A 22,649-nucleotide genomic window follows, 5' to 3' on the forward strand; every position below is an offset into this window, starting at 1 on the left:
ATTACCACTCTAAAGAGGAGATCACCGGAGTGAAGCTTGGGCGGTGAGCATTCCCCAGAAAATCAGGCCATGCAACAACGCTTTTTGGGAAAAACCGGCCTGAAGGTCAGCGAGCTGTGCCTGGGCACCATGACCTTTGCCCGTGAGGCCGATGAGGCCACCAGCCACGCGATGCTCGACCGGTTTGTCGAGGCTGGCGGCACCTTTATCGACACGGCAGACGTGTACAGCACGGGTGCATCGGAAGCCACCATTGGCCGCTGGCTGAGCGCCCAGCAGCGCGACGATCTGGTCATTGCGACCAAAGTTCGCTTTCCGATGGGGGAGGGGGCCAACGAAGTCGGCCTGTCGCGCAAGCACATTCTGGCCGGGGTCGAAGCCAGCCTCAAGCGCCTCCAGACCGATTACCTCGACCTGTATCAGGTGCACTGCTGGGATGCAAAAACTCCTCTGGAAGAAACGCTCTCTACGCTGGACATGCTGGTCAAACGCGGTGTGGTGCGCTACGTGGGCGTCAGTAACTTTACCGGCTGGCAGTTGCAAAAGGCCATCGACCTGAGCCGCCAGCACGGCTGGGAGGTCTTCAGCTCTCTGCAACCGCAATACAACCTGCTGTGCCGCAGCACCGAATGGGATCTGCTGCCAGTCTGTCAGAACGAGGGGCTGGGCGTGATTCCGTGGAGTCCGCTGCGGGGCGGCTGGCTGAGCGGGAAGTTTCGCCGGGGCATGGATCAACCCGTGTCCGGCTCCCGAATCGAGAAGGCCGAGCAGGAAGGCTGGGGCGAATCGTGGAGCAACTACAACAACGAGCACACCTGGGGCGTACTGGACGCCCTGTTTGAGGTGGCCGAGGACAGCGGAAAAACGCCGTCGCAGGTGGCCCTCAACTGGGTGCTGTGCCAGCCCGCAGTGACCGCACCGATCCTGGGAGTCAGGACCATGGCGCAACTGGAAGACAACCTGGGAGCCACGGGCTGGGCACTGAGTGTAGAGCAACTGGAACGCCTGAATACGGCCAGTGCTCAGCCTGCACCGTATCCGCACGATTTCATCGCTGACGCCCAGCAACGCCGCTGATACGGACTTGCTCTGATTCCCGAACATCTGGGAAAGCGCCATAGGGTCGTCCATCGCTGCCAGTCCTCGTCGTGAACGGATGCCCAGAAGGACGCCACTCCTCCCGTACTTTTTGCTACTCGCTCTGCTCGGCTGATTCTCACGAATCATCGCAATTGGTATGAGACCAGGAAGGCCGCAAGTCTGCCTGCACTGGGGATAAGACTGACAGGTACGTTGGTGGCGCAGAGTCAGGTCAAAAGCCGGGGATTCTGACTCCGGGTTGGCACTCTGCCCCAGTCAGTTTCCTGCCGTCTGACTGTAGGTCAGGAGCAGCACGCCCGCGCCGAGGTGCTTTGAGGAGACGAGCTTCAGCGCCAGCCTGTCTTCGTCCGGGAAGAGGCGTTGGCCCCTGCCAAGCACCAGCGGATAGACCATCAGGCGAAGCTCGTCTACCAGCCCGCCGCGCAGCAGTGTCCGGGCGAGGGTGCCGCTGCCGTAGACGAGGAGAGGCTCGCCCTCCTGCCGCTTCAGCGCCTCTACAGCCGTTATTACGTTCCCTTCGAGCGCCGTGGCATTCCACCCAAGAGACTGGAGCGTGTTGGTCGCGACGAATTTTGGCAGTTGGTTCATCCGTTCGCCGAAGGCCCCGGTGTCGGTCGCTGTGGGCCAGTATTGGGCGAACTCCTCGTAGGTCACGCGGCCCAGCAGGAGTGCGCCGCAACCGAAGAGCTCGTCGGATTTGAACTGGCCGATCTCTAGGCTGGAGTATCCCCGCTGCCACGGCGTCGGGTCTTCCATCACGCCGTCAAGGGTCAGAAACTCGGTCACGATCACCTTCCGCATGGGTGCTCCTTTCGCTGCTGGTCAGGTCCGTTGAAATTGATCTTCAGATTAACCGGGCGAGTGGGCACCGAAAAAGAAGGTCGTGGTGAGAGCCAGAGTGAGGGATGGCCTCAGGACAATCCCCACTGCGCTGTCATCCTTTTTGTGCTGCCGAGATCTGCCCCGTGTTACAGGATCCGTTGTCCCAGCAGACTTGCCGCCATACTGACCATCACCTCGGCGGTCTGATTTCGGATGTCCAGCACAGGATTGACCTCCACGATGTCCATGCTGGTCACGCGGCCCGAGTCCGACAGAAGTTCCATCAGCAGGTGGCCCTCGCGGTAGGTCAGGCCGCCGGGGACAGGCGTGCCCACGCCGGGGGCCACACTGGGGTCGAGGGCATCGGCGTCGAAGGACACGTGCAGGCGGGCCGTGTCCGACAGGCGTTCCTGCGTTTCCTCCACGATCCGGGTCATGCCCAGCTGATCCACGTCCTTCATGGTGTAGGCCTTGATTCCGGCCTCACGTAACAGGTCCCGCTCGAAGCGGTCCACGCTGCGAATGCCGATCATCACGATGTCTTCGGGGCGCAGGCTCCAGCCGCCGCCCAGGCCCCTCAGATCGGGGTCGCCTCGCCCGGTCAGGTGGGCCACGGGCATCCCGTGAATATTTCCGCTGGGGCTGCTGTCGGGCGTGTTGTAGTCGGTGTGGGCGTCTACCCAGATCAGACCCATGCGTGTGCCCGCCGGGTTCCCGCGCAGCGCGTTGCCCGTGACCGTGCCCATGCTGACCGAATGATCGCCGCCCAACGTCAGCGGAAATACATCGTCCGGCAGGGCAGCCAGGCGCTCGGCAGTGGTGCGGCAGGCCTTCAGGATGGGGTCCAGAAAGACCAGGCCGCTTTCGATGTGCTTGTCCATGGTTTCTGGAATGGCGACCGGTACGTCTCCCAGGTCGTGTACCGTGTGGCCCAGTTCCCTGAGGGTGCGCGACAGGTGCGCGTTGCGGAGGGCCGAAGCGCCCATATCGACGCCCCGGCGACCTGCGCCGAGATCCATCGGAATACCCAAGATAGAAACGTTCATGCAGCCCCAGCTTAGAGCCTGGGCGGGGCTATGCCTTGCGTCTGCAACAATATTTTCGTCGTGTGCCCCTCAACGGGGTGCAGCACGCACGACCTGGATATTCAGATGAATATTCATAAGCCCAAGAATGAATCGGCCTGACCGCGCCAAGTCCACAGCAGCAGATCAGCGCCCCGTTCGTCCAGCCCTTCGTCCAGGGCCTTCTCCCTGGCCTGTGTGGTGCGTTCAAAGTTCAGTTTGGTCAGCACCCGTTGGCTGGCGAGATTGCTGGGCAGGGTCTGTGCGGTCACGGTTTTTACGTCTGGGCGTGCCTCCAGGTAGGCCAGCAGTGCCCCCACCGCCTCGGTGGCCAGCCCGCGCCCCTGCGCCTGCGGGGTCAGGCCGTAGCCGATTTCTATGGCACCGTGCTTGTCCGGCCAGCCTTTGGTGCCCAGTTGCCCCACTGCGCTCAGGCTGGCGCGTTCCACGGCCACATAAGAGCCTTCCACCACGTCTGCCCCGCCGCTGAGCAGCACCGACAGCATCGGCAGAAAGTCGCCGGGCCACTCGGGAGGCAGGTATATGGTCACCTTTCCGTCCGGGCCATCTACCGGAGCCGAGAACCCGGCTTTTCCGTCTTCGTCCATCCGCCGCCACATCAGGGCACGGGTCAGGGGCGTCAGAAACAGGCGTGGAGTGGTCAGAACGTTCGTCATTGCGTGAGCGTACTGGTCGTCATTTGGGGTTGTCTACAGCCCATTCTGCTGCCGCCCTGCCTTTATCCCGGCTAGATGCTTGGGCCTGCGGGGGGCCGGGTGGGGGTAGACTCCAGACCACAGCAACCCAGCCTCCGCTCCTGCGCGGTGCTCTGCCCTCGCCGGATGGCCCCGTTTGTTGCTTTCCCTGTTGCTCCCCTTTCTTCATGATCGACACGCCCACCCCTACCCCTATCCCCAGTCCTTCGGGTCAGTCCGGTGAGACGGCAGACACGCAGACGGCTTCTCTGGTGGCCGCGCCCACCAAGCGTCTGATGTTGCTGGCCGACTACGTGCATCCGTTCGTGTACCGGGAAGGTTTTCCGCAGGGTGCGCCGCCGGTCGATCTGGTTCTGGCTGCCGGAGACCTGCCGGGGTACTACCTCGAATTTCTGGCGAGTACCCTGACCGTGCCGATCGTGTATGTGCACGGCAACCATGAAAACGAGTACGTGAATGAGGGCGACGGGCGTATTCCGCCACGCGGCGTGATCAGCGCACATGGGCGGGTGGTCGAAGAAGCGGGTCTGAAGATCGCCGGATGGGGCGGCGCTCCCCGCTACCGCAAGGACGGCGCGGGCCAGTACAGCGCCGCCGAAGGCCGGATGGGGCTGGGCCTGCTGTCGTGGCGGGCCAGACGCGGCGTGGACGTGCTGCTGACGCACGCGCCGCCGCTGGGGCCACACGCGGGCCTCGATTACGCGCACCGGGGCTGCGATTCCATTTCCCGTTTTATTCGCCAGCGCCATCCCCGGCTGGTGGTTCACGGCCACATCCACGAGTACGAGGGCAAAAAGCTGGACTACACCGATGAGGAAAGCGGCGCGTTGGTCGTCAATGCTTATGGCTACAGGTTGCTGGAGCTGTAGGGCAAACGGGAAGATTCCTCGGCCTGTGATCTGCCTCTGCCCTCAGCCACATTGCTTAAGGCGTCTGTACATTCGGCACATGTAACCCTGACACTTCTCCCGCATACTTGTTCACGGCCCTGAGCGATGAGTTCCTTGTAGTGTTCGCTCTGCACAGAACAGTCTTGACAGACTAAGGGCCGGAGGGAGACGCCCACCTCTGTACCAACGGGCGCGCGAGCGGGCCGAGAGTAGGCCGCAGGTGGGTTCGAGTCCCGCCACCCGCCACAACAAGACACAGATTCAGGAGTCCTCCGTGGCTCCTGATTTTTTGTGCCCCGGCTGGATTCCGACAGGGCAATGATGTCAGTCCGGATCAGGCGATAGCTGGAAGAAGAAAGCCGGAAGAAAGAGGGAGGCTGCTACTCTGCGCCGGTGTCGTTGCTGCCGCCCCTGCTTGCCCTGTCGTTTCTGATTCCTTCTGTGCCCGCCACGCAGATCAACGCGCATGCAGGCAGTCCGGCAATCCTCACGGTCACGTTTCCAGTCCGTGAGATGCTGCTGAACCGTACTGCGCCCAACCGCCTGACGTTGCATACCCCCTGGGGCGACGCGGCAGGTATTCCCAGCGGGCCAGCCCATGTCCAGCCCGAATTTAAGAGTTACTTTGGGTCGCTGCGGCCTCTGCTGTTGCAGGTGCCTGTACCGCCGAACGTGCGCCCCGGCCTGTACACGGCGCGGCTGAGCGGCCCCCTGTTCGTGTGCGACACCAGGGCCAGAGTGTGTCTGCGGCGCGACCTGAACCTTGCCGTTGATGTGCGTGTCTTGCCTGGGGGTCAAACCCCGCTGTCTACGCCGCTGCCTGTAACGGACGCGGTGTTGCGGCCTGGGCGCTGAGGCCCGGAACTGGCGTGGTGTGGGCGCATGCCTGTCGCCTCAGCGGTTAGCATCGGCTCCATGTCTGCTGTTACCGGGTCTGCCGTTTCTGGGTCTACTGTCGCTGAGTCTGCCACCATCCCAACATCCAACGCCGCCAGGTTGCGCGAATTTCACCGGGCCATCGGCCTCCAGTTGCCCAGCGTGCCCACCGTGCCTTCTCCCGACCTGTTGGCCCTGCGCCGCACCCTGATTTCAGAGGAATGGGCCGAAGTCCAGCAGGAGTTTGGGGTGCTGCAAGCCCGGTTGGAGGCCGCCGACCAACTGACCCCCTCAGACCTGACCCCACTGGCGCACGAATTGGCCGACCTGCTCTACGTGACCTACGGTGCGCTGGACGTGCTGGGGCTGGATGCCGACGCCATTTTTGCTGAGGTTCACCGCGCCAACCTGACCAAAACAACTGGCCCCAAGCGGGCCGATGGCAAACAACTGAAGCCCGAAGGCTGGCAGCCTGCCGATGTGCGGGCGGTGATCGAGGGCCAGAAATAGGCGGGTGGATCGCGGAAAGGGCAGCAACGAAAAAGAGGGGGTTGCCCCCTCTGATGGTGTGTTGCCGTTGATTGTGCTGAGGGGTCAGGCAGCGGGCGTCCATCTGGTTTCACAGTCCGCTGCCCAGACCCGGTCCTCCATCAAAACGGAGTTTCTTCCTCTACCACGCCTACTGCTGCGGCTCTGGGAGCAACAGCGGCAGCGGCAGGGCGGGGGCGCTGAGGTGCAGGCTGGGCCTGGGCGGGGGCGGCAGTTCGTGGTGCGCCGCTGGGGGCACCTCCGGGCAGGGCGTAGCGGTCCTGGCGGCGGCCTCCCCGGAAAATCGCCAGCGTCACGTACTCGAATTCGCCGTCGGCCTTCTCACGCACGTGCTCCGGGTCGCTGTTCTTGGCTCCACGGCTGTATTTCACGGCGGCGGGCAGCTTCATTTTGCGGCTGTCTACAGGTTCCAGTTCGCGGCGGCGGTAGGCGTGACCCTTGTGGTAGACCAGTTCCTCGCCTTCCGGGGTGGTGTATTTGCGTGCGCCCAACAGCGCCCAATCAAAGTCGGGTTCGTTGTCGAAGGGGAACTGATAGCCGCCTGACGGCAACTCGCCGCTCGTCCAGCCCAGACGCCCGTATTGACGCTGAACTTCCAGCAACTTGTCGGCGCTTTCTACGTCTACCGTAACCCGCGCACCCAGATCGGTAATAAATTCAATATGCAGCATACAGACCTCCTGACTTGGCTAACTACGTAAATAACATAACACAGGCCGCCTGAAAATGCCAGAGCTGAAGCGCCTGATGCCGCCTTCCCGGTCAGGCCTTCCCAGTCTGGCCGGCTGAACTCTGGGTCAAGCGCCGGACGGCTCGGCTGCGCCGTTCTCCCGTGCCCGCCGCGATACCGTGCCCAGAAACAGGGCCACCAATTCGCCGTCTTCGGGCCTGTCCTGCACGGTCAGGCACCGACGCAGCTCTACCCGGTAGGTCGCCAGGGTACGGCCTACCCGTTCCGGTGTGGCGAGGGCGTGCAGCACGTCTCCCTGCTGAACGGCCCGGAAAAAACTCAGGTGGGTTTCTACGGCCACGGCCTGCGCTTCCAGATTGCTGATCAGGGCAAAGGCTTCATCAGCAAGGCTGAAAAGAAGGCCGCCGTGCGCTGTGCCGTGCATATTCAGGCCGGTACCCGAAACGGTCAGGCTCAGGTGAGTGCGCTGCGGTGCGGTCTGAAGCACAGTAATCCCCAGCAGGGTGGCGTAAGTCATGATGTCAGCCTAAACCCTGTGCCGCCATTCTCTCTTACAAGCTCTAGAGTCCGTTATTATAGTCGGTGAGATGCCCCCTCAATCTAAAGAAGGTCTTTAGAGATTGAACAAGTTATATGACGTTATGCTGTTTCACATGCTGTTGATGGATCAAGCGTGTCGTTAAGTGAGCATCACAATAAATGCGCCGCCTGTTTAGTAATGGCTGAGCAGGCTCTTGAAGTGAGTATGGCATTCCAGCCTATTGTCAATGTCGCAACCCGTGAAATCTTTGCCTACGAAGCATTGGTTCGTGGCCCTCATGAGGAATCTGCGGCGTGGGTCTTTGAGCAGGTGACGTCGGAAAACATGTATCACTTTGATCAGACTTGCCGCGTCACTGCTATTCGTTTGGCGGCCCGTCTGGGAATAGAAACACGGCTTTCTATCAACTTTTTGCCCAACGCGGTTTATGAACCCGCCACCTGTATTCGCACCACACTCAAAACGGCGCAGGAAGTGGGCTTTCCACTTGATCGCCTGATCTTTGAAATTACCGAGCATGAATCGGTACTGAACGAGGCACGGGTGCGGCGCATTATCGATGCCTACCGTGGTTACGGCTTTGTCACCGCTCTGGACGATTACGGCGCGGGGCACTCTACCGCTGGCCTGCTGCTGGCCCTGCGCCCCGACATCGTGAAGGTGGATATGGCCGTGATTCGTGGCCTCGATCAGGATCACTGGCGTGCTGCCTTGGTGGAGCATCTGGCGCAATTCGCGGCCAAAGTGGGCCTGATGGTGATTGCCGAGGGCGTCGAAACGCTGGAAGAAGCCCGCTGCCTGCTGTCACTGGGCATTACGCATATGCAGGGCTACCTGTTCGCGCGGCCCGCCTTTGAAGCCCTGCCCACCGTGCCCGACGACATTTTTGCAGCCTGCCTGAAAGCAGACCGGGGAGCGGGTGCGGCGCTGGACTGAGGAAAGTCTTCAACCGTCATCCCGGCCTGGGTGCGCCGCACGCTAGATTGGCGGCCTATGACGGCCCGAACCGATCCATTCCTGCGCGAAACGGAGTCGGGCTGGGTGCGAGGCAGGGCGGTTGGGTCGCGTGCGGGCCAGAGTTGGGCGTGGCTGGGCCTGCCTTATGCGGCGCAGGCGGCAGGCCCGCTTCGGTTTCAGGAGCCGCAGCCCCATTCGGGTTGGCCCGGAGTGCGCGAGGCCCAGACCTTTGGCCCCGATGTCCTGCAACCCCTTGACCCCTCGGTCACGCTGACTCCCTCCCGTGAGGGGAGCCTGCTGCTGAATATCTGGACGCCTGCTCGCCCCGCGCCTCCCGGTGGCTGGCCGGTGCTGTTCTGGTTGCACGGCGGCGCATTCCGGGCAGGCAGTGGCCGCCTGTACGATGGCCGGGAACTGGCCGCCGCAGGAGAGGTGGTCGTTGTGACCGTCAATTCCCGTCTGGGGCCGCTGGGTTACGCCAACTTCGGCGGCCTGTTTGCCGACAGCCGCTTTGCGCCCAATGCCGGGTTTCAGGATCAGGTGGCGGCGCTGCGCTGGGTGCAGGCCAATATCGCGGCCTTCGGGGGCGATCCGGCCCGAATCACGGCGGCGGGGCAATCGGCGGGGGCGGTGGGGGTGGCCCTGCTGCTGGGGCACGCGCCTACTGCGCCGCTGCTGGCCGGGGCCATCCTGCAAAGCGGCGGGCTGAATCAGGTCAGCGACCCCGACAACAGCCTGGAGATTGCCCAGGCCTATGCCCATGCGCTGGGCGTGCGGGCGGATAACCCGGACAAGCTCTGGACTCTGCCGCCCCGCGCTTTCGTAGCCGCACTGCACACCCTGGAAGGCGTGCGGAAACGCAGTCTGAATTCCCGCCCGTACCTCGACGGCGTGCTGTTGCCAGCCACCCGCGCCGAACTGATGGCCCGTCCGCTGGCGCAGGTGCCGCTGCTGATCGGAGCCAACCGCGAAGAATATTCGCTGTTCGTGCGCCTGCCAGACCGGATTTTTCAGAAGATAGACCGGGCCTATCTGGCCCACAGGTTGGAGCAAAACGCTTCGCCAGAGCAGGTGCTCAGGATTCTCTCGGCCTACCCGGACACCCTCGAAGGTCTGACCGCGCTGGGCACCGACCTGTTTTTTCACACCCCCAACGATGTTTTGGCCGACACGCACCCGGCCCCACACTGGCGCTACCGTCTGGACTGGGGAACCAGGGTGGCGGGCCTCGGCGCCACCCACGGCATGGAACTGCTGTTCCTGTGGCCCCGCCCGATGGGATTGTCTTCGGCCCTGATGCGTGGCGGGCAGACCCAGCAGCGCGGCGCACTGGCCGCCCGGATGCAGGCCGCGTGGCTGAACTTCGTGCGGGAAGGCAACCCCGGCCCCGGCTGGCAACCCGGAAGCGCCCAGAATCCCAACGTGAACGTGTTGTCGCTGGCTGGCCCAAGCACCGAATACGCCGCCGAACGCGAGCGCCGCGCCCTGTGGGAGGGTCTAGTGATGCCGATGCCGTGAGGGACCATGAAAGAATCCCGCTGCCCTGCATTTTGCCTCCGTTCCACAGCTCCTCCATGTTAGATTCACCCCCATGCAAGTTAAACGGGGTCTGGGCGCGGCACTGACCGGAGCGGCGCTGCTGTGGGCCGGATCATTTCTGGCGTGGCGCTGGGCCGGACTGGGCTTTGCCAGAAGGGGGCGCAGCGCCACACCCACAGCGGCCCTGCTGGTGGTGGGCGGGCCTGATCCCCACGTCACGCCGCAGATTCTGGAGGCTCTGGCGCAGGCCGAAATTCAGGGCACCTTTTTTGTGAATGCCGAGGCGGTGGCCCGCTTCCCCGATCTGACGCGCCGAATCGTGCAGGCAGGGCACGCCTTGGGCGCTGAGCTGGGCAGCTCGGGTGTGCCGTGGCCGGGAAGGTGGACTGCACAGCTTCAGCAGACGCGGCAGGCTGTTCAGGCCGTTACAGGCGACGATATTCAGTTCTTTACCGCTGGCCCGCGAATTCCGCCGCTGGTCGTGCTGCTGGCCGCCCGCGCCTTGGGCCTGACGCCTGTGCAGGGAGAACCGATCACCAGCGGATTGCCTGCCCATTTGCCGCAGGGCCGCCTGCTAGCGGTGTCTGGTACGTCGTCCAGCATGCCTGCCGCGCTGCCCCTACTGCTGGTCGAACTGAAAGCACGCGGCTACGTGGCCCACCCACTGTCCAGCCTCCCCGGTCTGCGCCCCGAACATTCCGGTGATCTGATTCCTGACCTGATGGGTGTGGTAGATGTGTTGTATGACCGCACAGGCCACATCCGGCGCATCGGGGGGCACGCGCACAGCCTGTTCCGGCTGGGCACTGCGCCCTATCCGCTTTCCACCATCACCCTGACCGACCCCACGCAGCCGCAGGGCCTCACCATCGCGGCGGGTCAGCGCATCGCAGAATTTCACCTCGACAGCGCCCGCCTGGTGCAACTCGCGGAGCGGCCTGTGGCGGGGCGGCATGTGGTCAAGCATTCCATTCACGACCTCGCTGCCGCTCTGCGTGACGACCCGGCCTGGAAGACACTGCCCGCCGTCTTCAGCATCAGCATTTTTTCCGATGTCTTGCGGCTCTACGGCTTCACGGTGGTCGAGCTGCCCGCGCCGATGCTGCGCCGCCTGAACTGGTGGTCTCGCACCCTGCGCCGCGCTTACGGCGTGTCCGACCTGAGCCGCCCGCATACGCCCAAGCTGGCGGTCATCTCGCGCACCGAGCTGATTCGGCGCTTTGGCGAACGGAAATAGAGCGGGCGCGTGGGCGCGGTACGCTGAGGCCATGCGCTCCCTCCTGCTCGCCTGCCTGCTCCTGTCTTCCCTCGCCTCTGCGGGCGGTTCGGGCAGCGTGCGGGTGCTGCCGCCTCTTTCACGTCTGCCCGCCTCCGCTCCTGTGCAGTCCGGTCAGGCGTGGGTGCTGACCGGAACCACGGCAGAGGGCGAGCAATTCCGAACCGTGCTGAAGCTGAGTGCAGACGCCCCAAAGCTGGACGGCGCGTGGACCTTTCGCGCTGACCGGGGAGTGCTGCTGTACGATCCCGCCGCCGAGTCCGTGGTGGCGCTGGACCTGAAGGAAGTGCCGGAAGGTGGGATGGCGCTGGCCTGCGTGCGGGTGGGCCATCTGGGCAGCGGGGGAGGGGAGAGCAGCACTGGGGAGGGCGTGTTAGTCAGCGGCACGGCCCCGCAGGTGGCGGCCCGTCTCGAAGAAGCTTTTGCCCTTGCCAGCAGTGTTCCCAGTTCGGCAGACCTCGCGGCGGCGGCAACAGAACTGCGGCTGGGACGCTGCACAATCACGCAGCAAAAATAACTGTACCCCGGCTTGGCCTCCTCTTCATCTTGCCCCATTCGTAAATATCGCTTCAGCTTGGGCTTGCCTGACCCATGTGTGCGGCTGCCACACTTGCCCCATGCCAGACAAAGACGACAAGAACAAGGGCCACACCAGCCTTCCCGACCAGTACGACCGCAGCAAAACGGAAGTGCAGGAAATCGAAGACGGTCACAAGCCCAACCTGAAAGGCGCGAATGACCGTGAGGCCACCGCTGCCCGCAACACCGAGCACGACGGCCACAAAGAAAAGCAGGACGTAGAGGAAGCCCGCTCGGTTCCGGCCAGCAAGCAGGGCTGAATCCAACAATAAATCAGCAAATAGAAAGCAGAGGCCGGGGCGAGAATCCCTGGCCTCTGCTTCCCTATGTCGTGCTTGCGCCTTGGCTTACGGCAACACCATCAGCGAATATCCAGCGGCTCGTACACCCGTTTGCTGCTGCCGTCATCAAAAACCAGCGTGCCGATGGCCCCCACCCGCACGTAGCGGCGATCTGCGCGGGCACGTACATTGAAAGGCAAGGTAAAGCTGAGACTGCCGCCTTGCTGGGTCATTTTGACGTTACCACCCCCGCCCGCCGCGTATGTATCGCGCCCCGGTGTGCGGATTTTGGCGGTCACGCTGCCCACGTAGTATTCCAGTTCATATTCAAAGCTGGCGCTGATCAGCCGCCGTCCGTTGAGTACGGTATTGACCTGTAAGGTGCAGGCTGCGCCTTCTCCCAGAGGTAGGTAGGCAGTGACACCCCGGTTGCTGCGGCAGGAGGTAAACGACCAATCCAGGAGTTTGAGCGCGGCACTGCTGGAACTTGTGGCCGCAGGTCTGGCCGGAGCCGGGGCACTGTAGTTCGTGTAGGTCAGGTCGGCCAGGAGCGCTACCGCCGTCAATCCACCGTCCCGCACACAAAGGATAGAGCGGGCATTGGGAGCCGGATAGCTGCTGAGAGTCCGCTCGCTGGTGGCCCCGTAACAGGGTTCAATGCGCCCTGTAAAAGCGCTGTAGCCGATGGCGGTGCGCTGCAGTTCGGCAAAGGTGGTGCGGTCTGTCTCTGCGTAAAAGTCGTCCTCATCGATAAACAACGCCATCAGCTCGATGCGGCCCTGTGCATCGTCGTTTTCGCGGCGAATAAAGGCCCGGTCGCCTGTGTTCAGGGTATAAATCCAATTCTGGCCGCTGCGGTAAGGCTCACTGCACCCGTATTGGCGGCAAAACGCACTGTTATAAAAGCTGTCGCGGGTACCCAAAATTCCGGCGGCAGACGCTGTAGATAGGGCGGTCAACAGCAGGCTGGAAAGGGCCAGACGAGGCACAGAAGGCATGGTTCAGAGTAGTGGGTGAACACTGCATAGGAGGCCGCATATCCAGCAGATGCGGCCTCCGGTTGGGGTGATTCTCAGCTCAGGCTTCTGCTGGAACTGGTCACGACCGCCGCCCACGCTGGCGCACTTTCTGCCCCGGCACGGTGGCCTGCTTGAATTCCTTGCCCTGCAATTTGGCTTCGATGGCCCGGATCTGGTCACGGAGGCTGGCGGCCCGCTCGAAGTCCAGATCTTCGGAGGCCTGCCACATATCCAGCTCAAGGTCGGTGAGTTGACTGTTGAGGGTGTCGCGGTCATCGCCCAGCGTTTCGTTGCCTGCCTCGTCCAGATTGGCTTCCTCGCCGCGAATCACGTTGCGGATGCCCTTGACGATGGTGGTTGGCGTGATGCCGTGTTCCTCGTTGAAGGCCGTCTGTTTCTCGCGGCGGCGGCGGGTTTCGTCCATCGCGCTCTGCATGGCGGGCGTGATGGTGTCGCCGTACAGGATCACCTCACCGTTCACGTTACGGGCAGCGCGGCCAATGGTCTGGATCAGGGCGCGTTCCGAACGCAGGAAACCGGGTTTGTCGGCGTCCAGAATGGCGACCAGCGACACCTCGGGCAAGTCCAGCCCTTCGCGCAGCAGGTTGATGCCGATCAGCACGTCGTAATGGCCCAGCCGCAGGTCACGGATGATCACCTGCCGCTCCACGCTGTCGATATCGGAGTGCATGTAGCGGGCGCGGACGCCTTTTTCCAGCAGGTATTCGGTGAGGTCCTCGCTCATACGTTTGGTCAGGGTCGTGACCAGCACGCGCTCGCCCCTGCTGGCCCGCTCGCGGATTCGGCCCAGCAGGTCGTCGATCTGGCCCTGAATCGGCTTGACGGTCACGGGCGGGTCTACAAGGCCAGTGGGCCGGATGATCTGATCGGCCTGATTGTCGCTGTTCTCGCGCTCGAAGGGACCGGGAGTGGCCGACACGTACACGATCTGCCCGGTCTTGCTCATAAATTCCTGAAAGTTCAGCGGGCGGTTATCCATTGCGCTGGGCAGGCGGAATCCGTAATCCACCAGGGTTTGCTTGCGGGCGCGGTCTCCGTTCGCCATGCCGCCGATCTGGGGCACGGTCACATGCGATTCGTCGATAAAGGTAATGAAGTCGTCGGGGAAGTAATCCAACATCGTATACGGCGTATGACCCACTGCCCGCCCATCTATATGCCGTGAATAGTTTTCGATGCCCGAGCAGTAACCCAGGACTTTCAGCATTTCCAGGTCATACAGCGTGCGCTCTTTGATTCGCTGGGCTTCCAAGAGCTTACCCACCGATTTGAAGTATTCCAGCCGTTCATCGAGTTCCTGTTGAATGGTGACAATGGCCCGCTCTATGTTTCCGGCGCTGCTGACATAGTGCTTGGCCGGATAAACCACCGTGGCATCTAGATCGGCCAAACGGTCCCCGGTCACAGGATGCACCACCGTAATCCGCTCTATATCTTCGCCCCAGAGTTCGACCCGCAGGGGCTGTTCATCGTAACTGGGCCAGATTTCAACCATGTCGCCCTTCACCCGGAAGCGTCCCGGCGACATCTCCAGGTCGTTGCGTTCGTACTGCATGTTGACCAGTCGGCCCAGGATTTCATCGCGGCTGATCTGCCCGCCTACCTTCATGATCAGGTTCAGGGCGGTGTATTCGGCAGGATCACCGAGGCCGTAAATACAGGATACCGAGGCCACCACAATCGTATCCCGGCGCGTCAGCAGACTGCGGGTCGTGGAATGGCGCAACCGCTCGATCTCCTGATTGATGGCGGCGTCTTTTTCAATAAACAGGTCTTTTCCGGGAACATAAGCCTCGGGCTGGTAATAATCGTAGTAGGAAATAAAGAATTCGACGGCAGCGTCAGGAAAGAACTCCTTGAACTCGGAGGCCAACTGCGCGGTCAGAATCTTGTTGGGGGCCATGATCAGGGCAGGCCGCCCGGTTTCCTCAATCACCTTGGCAACGGTGTACGTTTTGCCCGTACCCGTAGCTCCCAACAACGTCTGAGAGCGCAGGCCGGAGTTCAGGCCATCTACGAGACTGCGAATGGCGGTCGGTTGGTCGCCGGACGGTCTGAATTCGGACTGTACCCGTAGCATCCCTCTAGTTTACGCTCTGGGCGTACTTGGATGAAAGGGGGCAAGGCTGCAAAAGCCCTCAGCCCGCGCTAATTAACACAGCCTAAGTCTTATGGCCTGCCGGGGTCGGTAATTGCCTCAGCCATGCCCGAATTTCGGCGTCTGACCGCAATACCGTTACCTTGAGGTGAGGCAGCCGTGCCAGTTCTTCCCACTGCCGCTGCGCCTGCGGAGGAAACTGCCAGATGTCTTGCAGCAGGGCGCGGGACGGCCACTTGGCCCCGTCATGGCGGGCATGAGGGCGCAGATTCAGGCGTTCTCGCCAGAAGGCCCGCCACAGGCACAGCAGGCGCGGCGGCCTCAGAAACACCACCTGATCGGCGTGCAAGGCCCGTTCCCGCAGGGTGGTACTGAAATTGCCGTCCAGAATCCAGCGCTCCTGAGCCAGCGCCTCGGCCAGTCGCTGTTGCCACACGGCAGCTTCGACCTTGACCCATCCGGGATTCCAGTACAGATCGTCCAGATGGATCAGCGGCAACCCCGTTCGGGCGGCCAATTTCTGGGCCAGTGTGCTTTTGCCTGCGCCGGGGCTGCCCACGATCAGGACCCGTCGCATGGGTGGCGGCAATTCGGCGGGCACAGAATCAGCGGTCATACAGAATCAGCGCTCATGCGGGGCCACCTGCTCGCCCAGTGCCGCCTGAGCCACACCCAGAAATGCCTGCACGATGGGATCGTGGGGGCTGCGGGTCAGGCTGCCGCGCTGCCACACCGCCACGATTTCGACCACCGGAGCGCCCTCGACTGGGCGGTAGACCACTCCCGGCAGGGCCAGCCGCTCGAAGAAGGCAATCGGCAAAAACACGCCCACGCCTGCGGCTACCAAGGAGAGCAGCGTCGGAATTTCTATGGCTTCCTGAGTCACGTTGGGCGTAAACCCCGCCGCCGCGCACCAGCGCATGACCTGATCGAAATAGGTGGCCCGCAACTGGCGCGGAAAAAACACGAACGGTTCGCCCGCGAGGTCTGAAATCTTGAGCTTGCGCTTGCGGGCCAGCGCATGACCGGAGGGCAACGCCGCCACCAGCGGTTGCCGCCACAAGGCGCGGGAATCCAGATTTGGATCACGCACCGGCAGCAGCATCAGCCCCACATCCACCTGACCGCCGCGCAGAGCCGCTTCCTGCTCCTGTGCCGTCAGTTCGCGCAGGTCGACCGAGACGTTGGGGTACAACTCGCGGAACTTCCGCACGATTTCGGGCAGCCCGCCAAACGCCAGCCCACTGACAAAACCCACGGTCAGGCGGCCCACTTCCCCCCGTGCGGCGCGGCGGGTGCGCTCCACGGTCTGGGTGGCCTGGGCCAGCGTCAGCCGTGCACCTTCCAGAAACTCGCGCCCAGCCGGGGTCAGTTGTACCCGGCGGGTGGTTCGCAGCACCAGCGGCACGCCCACCTCATCTTCCAGATTCTTGATGGAGTTGCTCAGGGCCTGCTGCACCACGAACACGCGCTCGGCAGCCCGCCCAAAGTTTTCTTCCTCGGCCAGCGCCACAAAATGCCGCAGATGACGCAGTTCCATACACCGCCCTCCAGAGCAGGAATCGGGCAAACAGCGTATTCGCCTGCCCAACTCCTATCACCCACCATTCTAACTGGTGATTGATCTGACAATAGCCTGTTGGAAGCGGTGAATGCCGGGGCTTAGACTGCACGTATGACAAACGTACCGCCGAAAGGGCCGCCGCGTGCGGGCCTACCACCGCAGGAGCGCGAGCAACTGAATACGGTGGAAACGCAGGAGTGGCTGGACTCTCTGGCCTACGTGTTTGCCGATGCGGGCGACGACCGCGCCGCCGAACTGCTGGAGAACCTCGATCACTACGCCTATTTTCATGGTGCGCCGATTCTGTTCAAACAGAACACGCCCTACCTGAATTCCATCGACGTAGACAAACAGCCCGAATACCCCGGCGACATCGACATGGAGCGGAAAATCCGCAACATCATTCGCTGGAACGCGGTGGCGATGGTTGTGGGAGCCAACAAAAAGAGCGACGGCATTGGCGGCCACCTCAGCACCTATGCCAGCAGCGCCGAACTGCTCGAAGTCGGTTTCAACCATTTCTTCCGGGGTCACGGCGCAGGCCAGGACCGCGATCTGGTGTTTTTTCAGGGCCATGCCAGCCCCGGCGTCTATTCCCGTTCCTATCTGGAAGGCCGCTTTGATGGCGAGCGCCTGGGCCGATTCCGGCGCGAACTCCAGAGCGAAGCTGGCCTGAGCAGCTACCCACACCCCTGGCTGATGCCCGACTACTGGGAATTTCCCACCGTCAGCATGGGCCTCGGGCCGATGCAGGCCATCTATCAGGCCCGTTACATCAAGTACCTGGAAAACCGGGGCCTCAAGCCTGCCGGGGATGCCAAGGTCTGGGCCTTTCTGGGTGACGGCGAAATGGACGAGCCGCAGAGCATCGGCGCACTCCGCTTTGCCTCCTACGAAAACCTCGACAACATCGTGTTTGTGCTGAACGCCAACCTGCAGCGCCTCGACGGACCAGTGCGGGCCAACTCCAAGGTCATTCAGGAGTTTGAAGCCCTGTTCCGTGGCGCGGGCTGGAACGTGATCAAGGTCGTCTGGGACAGCAAGTGGGACGAACTGCTCAGCAAGGATTACAACGGCGAGATCGTCAAACGGTTCGAGCTGCTCGTAGACGGTGAATCGCAGCGGTACGCGGCCTTCGGCGGCAAGGAACTGCGCGAGAAGTTCTTCAATACGCCGGAACTCAAGGCTCTGATCGACGGCTGGAGCGACGCCGATCTGGAACTGTTGAACCGGGGCGGCCACGATGTACGCAAGATTTACGCCGCCTACGCCTCGGCCACCAAGCACAAGGGCAGCCCCACGGTCATCATTGCCCGCACCATCAAGGGCTACGGCCTGGGTGATACGGCGCAGGCCCGCAACGCTGCCCACCAGGTCAAGAAGCTGGAATTCGGCGCACTGAAAAACCTGCGCGACCTGTTGGAACTGCCTCTCACCGACGATCAGGTCGAGCATCTGGAGCTGTACCATCCCGGCCCAGACAGCCCCGAGGTGAAGTACACGATGGAGCGCCGCGCCGCGCTGGGTGGCCCCGTGCCTGCCCGCGAGGTCAAGTATCCCCATCCCACCGTGCCCAACGGCGAGTTCTACGAAGAGTTCGCAGGCGGCAGCAAGGGCCGCGCCGTCAGTACCACGATGGCCGCCGTACAGGTCATTTCCAAACTGCTGCGCGACAAGGAAATCGGTAAATACATCGTGCCTATCGTGCCCGATGAGGCCCGCACCTTCGGCATGGACGCTCTCGTTCCGCGCATCGGCATCTACAGCCCGCGTGGGCAGACCTACACGCCCGTCGATAGCGGCTCCCTGATGGCCTACAAAGAGGCCAAAGACGGGCAGATGCTGGAAGAAGGCATCACCGAAGACGGCGCGATGGCCTCCTGGATTGCGGCTGGCACGGCCTATGCACATCACGGCGTGCCCACCATTCCCTTCTTCGTGTTCTATTCCATGTTCGGTATGCAGCGCGTGGGCGACCTCGTGTGGGCCGCCGCCGACCAACGCGCACGCGGCTTCCTGCTGGGAGCCACCGCAGGCCGCACCACGCTGGCAGGCGAGGGACTTCAGCACCAGGACGGCAACAGCCAACTTCAGGCGTATGTGGTGCCCAACCTCAAAGTCTACGATCCGGCCTTCGCCTACGAACTCGCCGTAATCATCGAAGACGGTATTCAGCGCATGTTCGTCAACGATGAGGACATCTTTTATTACGTCACCATCGACAACGAGAACGAAGTGCAGCCCGCCATGCCCGACGATGGCCGCAGCCACGAGGAGATTCGGCAGGGCATCGTGAAGGGTCTGTACCGTTTCCAGCGCAGCCAGAGCAAGGGCAAACTGAAGGCACAGATTCTGGCGGGTGGCCCGTCGATGGGCGCGGCGATGGAAGCCGCCCAGAAGCTCGAAGCCTATGGTGTGGCTGCCGACATCTGGTCTGTGACCAGCTACAAGGAACTGCATCAGGAAGCCCTGGCCGTGCAGCGCCACAACATGCTGCACCCCACCGAAGCGCCGCGCACAAGCTACGTGGCCCAGCAACTCAGCAAGGACAATGCGCCCGGCGTACTGATCAGCGTCAGCGATTACGTGAAGCTCAGCGCCGACGGCCTGAACGGTCATATTGATCGCAAAATCTGGACGCTCGGTACCGACGGCTTTGGCCGCAGCGAGGCCCGTGAAGAACTGCGCGACTTCTTTGAAGTGGATACCAAGCATGTGATCCTGGCGACCCTGTATGCCCTTCTGCGTGACGGCAAGATCAAGGGTGAAGTGGTGCAGCAGGCCATTACGGATCTCGGTATCGACCCAGAGCGGGAGAATCCGGTTCTGCGCTGAAGCATCTCAGGGTCAAAGGTCGGAGGGGCTGAGAACTGCCGCCTTATATCCTCGCCTTCCAAGAGGGATTCGGCCAGAATCTCAGAACAAGACTCCTCCTTGCGGCCCTCGACCCTGAGACCACTGCCCATGTCCCCAACCTCAATCCCCATCATTCCCACCGCACCCAAGGAGTCACCCTCATGGCGCAAGAACTGAAACTCCCCGATGTGGGCGACAATATTGAGCAGGGCACCGTTGTTTCGGTGCTGGTCAAGCCCGGCGACAGCGTGACTGAAGGCCAGCCCATCATCGAGATTGAAACTGACAAAGCTGTGATCGAAGTGCCCGCATCTGCAGGCGGCACGGTGGAAAGTGTGGCCGTGAACGTGGGCGACACCGTGAAAATCGGCGCAGTCCTGCTGACCCTCGGCGGCGGCGCGGCAGACGCTTCTGCTGGGGCCGCTTCCGTCAGTCCGGCGGCTGAACCCGACCCTGCCACTGTTGCCGATAATGCCGAAACCGCCAACCGGGTCGCCCAGGCCCAGCAGCAGAGCCAGAAAGAACAGGCCGCGCCGCCCGTGGAGTCTGCTGCGCCCGCTGCGGCTCCAGCTCCAACCAGTGCAGCTCCGGCCAGCGCTGCTCCAACCAGTGCAGGCGCACAGGTCACGCTGCCCGACGTGGGCGACAATATCGAGCAGGGCACAGTGGTGACGGTGCTGGTGAAAGCCGGAGACACCGTAACTGAGGGCCAGCCCGTTATCGAGATCGAAACCGACAAGGCTGTGATCGAAGTGCCTGCCAACGTGGGCGGCACGGTGCAGACCGTAAACGTCAACGTTGGCGACACCGTGAAAATCGGTGCGGTTCTGCTGACGCTGGGCGCTTCGGCGGGGGCTGCTGCCCCTGTGCAGGCCGCTGCTGCTGCGCCCGCCCCCGCACAGGCCGCTCCTGCTTCTGCCCCAACATCTGCGCCTGCGCCCGCTGCCGCTCCCCAGAAACCGGCCACTCCGCAGACCTTCGATGGCCGAACCATCGTGCCCGCTGCGCCCAGCGTCCGGCGGATGGCCCGCGAAATCGGCGTGGATATCCATGATGTCCACGGCAGCGGAATCGCCGGACGCATCAGCGAAGAGGATGTCCGCCGCGCCGCCGGGACGCCCAGTGTGGAGCAGACCAGTGTTCAGCCACCCGCTGCCGCCGCTGTTGCCCAGCCTGCTGCCAGTGCGCCTGCCGCTGCCCCCGCTGCACCTCTGCCCAATTTCGAGAAGTGGGGCACGGTGCGCCGCGAGGACATGAGCGGGATTCGCAAGGCCACCGTTCGCAGCATGGCCGCCTCCTGGTCCAGTATTCCGATGGTCACGCACTTTGACAAGGCCGACGTGACCCGCATGGAAGAGGTCCGCAAGCAGTTCGGAGCACGGGTCGAGAAGGCGGGCGGCAAGCTCACCATGACCCACATCCTGATGAAAGTGGTTGCCAACGCCCTGCGGAAGTTCCCCAAATTCGGCGCAAGTCTGGACCTCGGCAACAATCAGGTGATCTACAAGGATTACGTGAACCTCGGCGTGGCCGTGGACACCCCCGTGGGCCTGCTGGTGCCCGTGCTGAAGGATGCCGACCGCAAGAGCATCACCGAAATCGTGCTGGAGCTGAACGAATTGGCCGGAAAAGCCCGTGACCGCAAGCTCAAGCCCGACGAGATGCAGGGCGCGACCTTCACGATTTCCAACCTCGGCGGCATCGGTGGGCACGCCTTCACGCCCATCGTCAATGCCCCCGAAGTCGCCATTCTGGGCGTCAGTCGCGGCGGCTTCGAGCCTGTGTGGAACAAGGAAACCAACGCCTTTGAACCACGCAACATGCTGCCCCTGAGCCTCACCTACGACCACCGCCTGATCGACGGCGCAGACGCAGCCCGCTTTGTGCGCTACATCTGCGAAACGCTGGAAGACCCTTTCCTGATCTCGCTGTAAACGGCTCCATGTTGATGGCCCCTGTCCGGTGTGGATGGGGGCCAGTTTTTTGGCTGGAATCGAGTGGCTCTACAGTCCGGCCAGAGCCGCAATCTGCCGCGCCGCCGCTTCTGGCTCCAGCTCGGTGGTATCCATCACAGGCACGCTAGCAGGTGCGCCAAACGCGCCGCGAGTGTCCAGCAGTGCGGCCAGCAGTTCCGGGTTTTTGAGTTTCAGGCGGTCCTGGCGTTCGGGGCGGTTGATGCGCTGGGCCAGTTCTTCGCGGTCACAGGTCAGCACCACAGGCACGAATACGGCCCCGCGTGCCCGCGCCAACTCCGACAGGCTGCGGTAGGTATCCTGCTCTTTGGCCTCTGCCGTCAGGTAATTGGTGAAAATATGACTGACATGCGCTGGGGCCAGGGCTGCTGCGGCCATCACCGCCAACCGCACCTGTTCGCGCAGAGGGCTGAGGCCAGCGGGCAAGTCGTGATGCCCCGTGACGCCGCAGGCCCGGAAAATGGGATCGCTCCAGAGGTGGTTATCCAGCAGCACCGCTCCGGTTTGGCGCTCCAGCAGTTGCCCAATCGTGCGTTTGCCGCTGGCAGGAGGGCCAATCAGGTAGAAAAGATGGGGCATGGGAGGCAGGATACAGGCGGAACTGAAGCGCTGGTCATTCATTTGCCCAGCTGTGCGGCTTATCGGCCGAACAACGTACTCGCGCCTCCCCAACCAAAAAACCCCAGCCGAAGCCGGGGCATCCTGAACTGAAATCGCTTATTCCAGAACCGCGTCGTAGGTAATTTCTACGTTGCCGTGCATCACGCGGCTGAGGGGACAGACTTTGGCCGCCTCTGCCACATGCTTCTGAAACTCGGCGTCGTCGATGTTGCCGACCTTGCCGCGCACCTGGAGGCGCATGGCGCTGATTTTGAAGCCTGCACCGTCGCGCACCATTTCGCAGGTGGCCTCGGTACGCACGTCCTGCGGGTCGTGTCCGTGGGCGGCCAGCAGCGCCGAAAGTTGCATGGTGAAGCAGCCTGCATGAGCGGCGGCCAGGAGTTCTTCGGGGTTGGTGCCCACGCCGTTTTCAAAGCGCGTGCCAAAGGAATACTGGGCGTCCTTAAGCGTGCCGCTGCCGCTGCTGATGGTGCCTTTGCCTTCGCGCAGGTTGCCCATCCACTGCGCGTTTGCCTTCCGTGCGATATCTGCCATGCTGCCTAGCTTCCCGCTTTTGCCTGTGATCGTGCCTTGGTGCAGTCTTTATCTTCGGGTCATCTGGCGGCGTAGACTCGG

22 protein-coding genes are annotated in these 22,649 nt (G+C 62.6%); 11 read left to right on the forward strand and 11 right to left on the reverse strand.

What is annotated here, in order from left to right; translation table 11 throughout:
• The first annotated feature begins 69 nt into the window (after nt 1-69).
• A complete protein-coding gene (locus F561_RS0108785; protein WP_019009586.1) occupies nt 70-1,077 on the forward strand; it encodes an aldo/keto reductase in 1,008 nt (335 codons plus the stop codon).
• A gap of 279 nt (nt 1,078-1,356) precedes the next feature.
• Here the strand turns inward: F561_RS0108785 and F561_RS0108790 are convergent, their stop codons facing one another.
• The 3 genes from F561_RS0108790 to F561_RS25145 form a co-directional block, all read right to left on the reverse strand.
• Nucleotides 1,357-1,902, reverse strand: coding sequence for a dihydrofolate reductase family protein (locus F561_RS0108790; RefSeq protein ID WP_019009587.1), 546 nt, complete (start codon nt 1,900-1,902; stop codon nt 1,357-1,359).
• A 167-nt stretch (nt 1,903-2,069) separates the two neighbouring features.
• The gene (rocF, locus tag F561_RS0108795; RefSeq protein ID WP_026298731.1) at nt 2,070-2,969 is read right to left on the reverse strand and encodes an arginase; all 900 of its coding nucleotides are present in this window, start codon (nt 2,967-2,969) and stop codon (nt 2,070-2,072) included.
• A gap of 113 nt (nt 2,970-3,082) precedes the next feature.
• Entirely contained in the window at nt 3,083-3,664 is a 582-nt protein-coding gene (locus tag F561_RS25145; RefSeq protein WP_019009589.1) for a GNAT family N-acetyltransferase, read from the reverse strand.
• A 314-nt stretch (nt 3,665-3,978) separates the two neighbouring features.
• Here F561_RS25145 and F561_RS0108805 point away from each other — a divergent pair, with 314 nt between their 5' ends.
• The 3 genes from F561_RS0108805 (at nt 3,979) to F561_RS0108815 (ending at nt 5,979) form a co-directional block, all read left to right on the forward strand.
• Nucleotides 3,979-4,572, forward strand: a complete 594-nt coding sequence (locus tag F561_RS0108805) for a metallophosphoesterase (RefSeq protein ID WP_040380240.1) — start codon at nt 3,979-3,981, stop codon at nt 4,570-4,572.
• 414 nt (nt 4,573-4,986) lie between these two features.
• The gene (locus F561_RS25150; RefSeq protein WP_019009591.1) at nt 4,987-5,448 is read left to right on the forward strand and encodes a hypothetical protein; all 462 of its coding nucleotides are present in this window, start codon (nt 4,987-4,989) and stop codon (nt 5,446-5,448) included.
• Between the two features lie 60 nt (nt 5,449-5,508).
• The gene (locus F561_RS0108815; RefSeq protein ID WP_051096859.1) at nt 5,509-5,979 is read left to right on the forward strand and encodes a pyrophosphohydrolase domain-containing protein; all 471 of its coding nucleotides are present in this window, start codon (nt 5,509-5,511) and stop codon (nt 5,977-5,979) included.
• Nucleotides 5,980-6,119: 140 nt separating this feature from the next.
• On the opposite strand, the gene F561_RS0108820 is transcribed toward F561_RS0108815, so the two are convergent.
• Both F561_RS0108820 and F561_RS0108825 read right to left on the reverse strand, forming a co-directional pair.
• Entirely contained in the window at nt 6,120-6,689 is a 570-nt protein-coding gene (locus F561_RS0108820) for a single-stranded DNA-binding protein (RefSeq protein WP_019009593.1), read from the reverse strand.
• A gap of 126 nt (nt 6,690-6,815) precedes the next feature.
• On the reverse strand, nt 6,816-7,226 hold the full coding sequence (locus F561_RS0108825) for a hotdog domain-containing protein (RefSeq protein ID WP_019009594.1): 411 nt from the start codon (nt 7,224-7,226) through the stop codon (nt 6,816-6,818).
• 228 nt (nt 7,227-7,454) lie between these two features.
• On the opposite strand from F561_RS0108825, the gene F561_RS0108830 reads away from it, so the two are divergent.
• From F561_RS0108830 to F561_RS0108850, 5 genes are all read left to right on the forward strand, one after another.
• Nucleotides 7,455-8,186, forward strand: a complete 732-nt coding sequence (locus F561_RS0108830) for an EAL domain-containing protein (protein ID WP_169389502.1) — start codon at nt 7,455-7,457, stop codon at nt 8,184-8,186.
• Between the two features lie 57 nt (nt 8,187-8,243).
• Entirely contained in the window at nt 8,244-9,725 is a 1,482-nt protein-coding gene (locus F561_RS25155) for a carboxylesterase/lipase family protein (RefSeq protein WP_019009596.1), read from the forward strand.
• 73 nt (nt 9,726-9,798) lie between these two features.
• Nucleotides 9,799-10,983, forward strand: coding sequence for a YkoP family protein (locus F561_RS0108840; RefSeq protein ID WP_019009597.1), 1,185 nt, complete (start codon nt 9,799-9,801; stop codon nt 10,981-10,983).
• 31 nt (nt 10,984-11,014) lie between these two features.
• Complete coding sequence (locus tag F561_RS0108845) at nt 11,015-11,539, forward strand: hypothetical protein (RefSeq protein WP_019009598.1); 525 nt, start codon at nt 11,015-11,017, stop codon at nt 11,537-11,539.
• 100 nt (nt 11,540-11,639) lie between these two features.
• Nucleotides 11,640-11,861, forward strand: a complete 222-nt coding sequence (locus F561_RS0108850; RefSeq protein ID WP_019009599.1) for a hypothetical protein — start codon at nt 11,640-11,642, stop codon at nt 11,859-11,861.
• 101 nt (nt 11,862-11,962) lie between these two features.
• Here F561_RS0108850 and F561_RS0108855 read toward each other — a convergent pair whose 3' ends face one another.
• The 4 genes from F561_RS0108855 to F561_RS0108870 all read right to left on the reverse strand — a co-directional run bounded on the left by F561_RS0108855 (nt 11,963) and on the right by F561_RS0108870 (nt 16,560).
• Nucleotides 11,963-12,880 carry a hypothetical protein gene (locus F561_RS0108855; RefSeq protein ID WP_019009600.1) on the reverse strand — a complete coding sequence of 306 codons (918 nt, stop codon included), beginning with the start codon at nt 12,878-12,880 and terminating at the stop codon, nt 11,963-11,965.
• A 100-nt stretch (nt 12,881-12,980) separates the two neighbouring features.
• The gene (gene uvrB / locus F561_RS0108860; protein ID WP_019009601.1) at nt 12,981-15,002 is read right to left on the reverse strand and encodes an excinuclease ABC subunit UvrB; all 2,022 of its coding nucleotides are present in this window, start codon (nt 15,000-15,002) and stop codon (nt 12,981-12,983) included.
• A gap of 82 nt (nt 15,003-15,084) precedes the next feature.
• Entirely contained in the window at nt 15,085-15,636 is a 552-nt protein-coding gene (locus tag F561_RS0108865) for a P-loop NTPase family protein (RefSeq protein WP_019009602.1), read from the reverse strand.
• A 6-nt stretch (nt 15,637-15,642) separates the two neighbouring features.
• A complete protein-coding gene (locus F561_RS0108870; RefSeq protein WP_019009603.1) occupies nt 15,643-16,560 on the reverse strand; it encodes a LysR family transcriptional regulator in 918 nt (305 codons plus the stop codon).
• 135 nt (nt 16,561-16,695) lie between these two features.
• On the opposite strand from F561_RS0108870, the gene aceE reads away from it, so the two are divergent.
• Both aceE and aceF read left to right on the forward strand, forming a co-directional pair.
• Nucleotides 16,696-19,419: a pyruvate dehydrogenase (acetyl-transferring), homodimeric type gene (aceE, locus tag F561_RS0108875; protein WP_026298734.1), complete on the forward strand. Its 2,724-nt coding sequence runs from the start codon at nt 16,696-16,698 to the stop codon at nt 19,417-19,419.
• A gap of 182 nt (nt 19,420-19,601) precedes the next feature.
• Complete coding sequence (gene aceF, locus F561_RS0108880; protein ID WP_019009605.1) at nt 19,602-21,374, forward strand: dihydrolipoyllysine-residue acetyltransferase; 1,773 nt, start codon at nt 19,602-19,604, stop codon at nt 21,372-21,374.
• Nucleotides 21,375-21,443: 69 nt separating this feature from the next.
• Here aceF and F561_RS0108885 read toward each other — a convergent pair whose 3' ends face one another.
• Both F561_RS0108885 and F561_RS0108890 read right to left on the reverse strand, forming a co-directional pair.
• Entirely contained in the window at nt 21,444-21,992 is a 549-nt protein-coding gene (locus F561_RS0108885) for an AAA family ATPase (RefSeq protein ID WP_026298735.1), read from the reverse strand.
• 138 nt (nt 21,993-22,130) lie between these two features.
• Nucleotides 22,131-22,568, reverse strand: a complete 438-nt coding sequence (locus F561_RS0108890) for an OsmC family protein (RefSeq protein ID WP_019009607.1) — start codon at nt 22,566-22,568, stop codon at nt 22,131-22,133.
• Nucleotides 22,569-22,649: the final 81 nt, after the last annotated feature.

The organism is Deinococcus aquatilis DSM 23025 (assembly GCF_000378445.1).
GTDB classification, from domain to species: domain Bacteria; phylum Deinococcota; class Deinococci; order Deinococcales; family Deinococcaceae; genus Deinococcus; species Deinococcus aquatilis.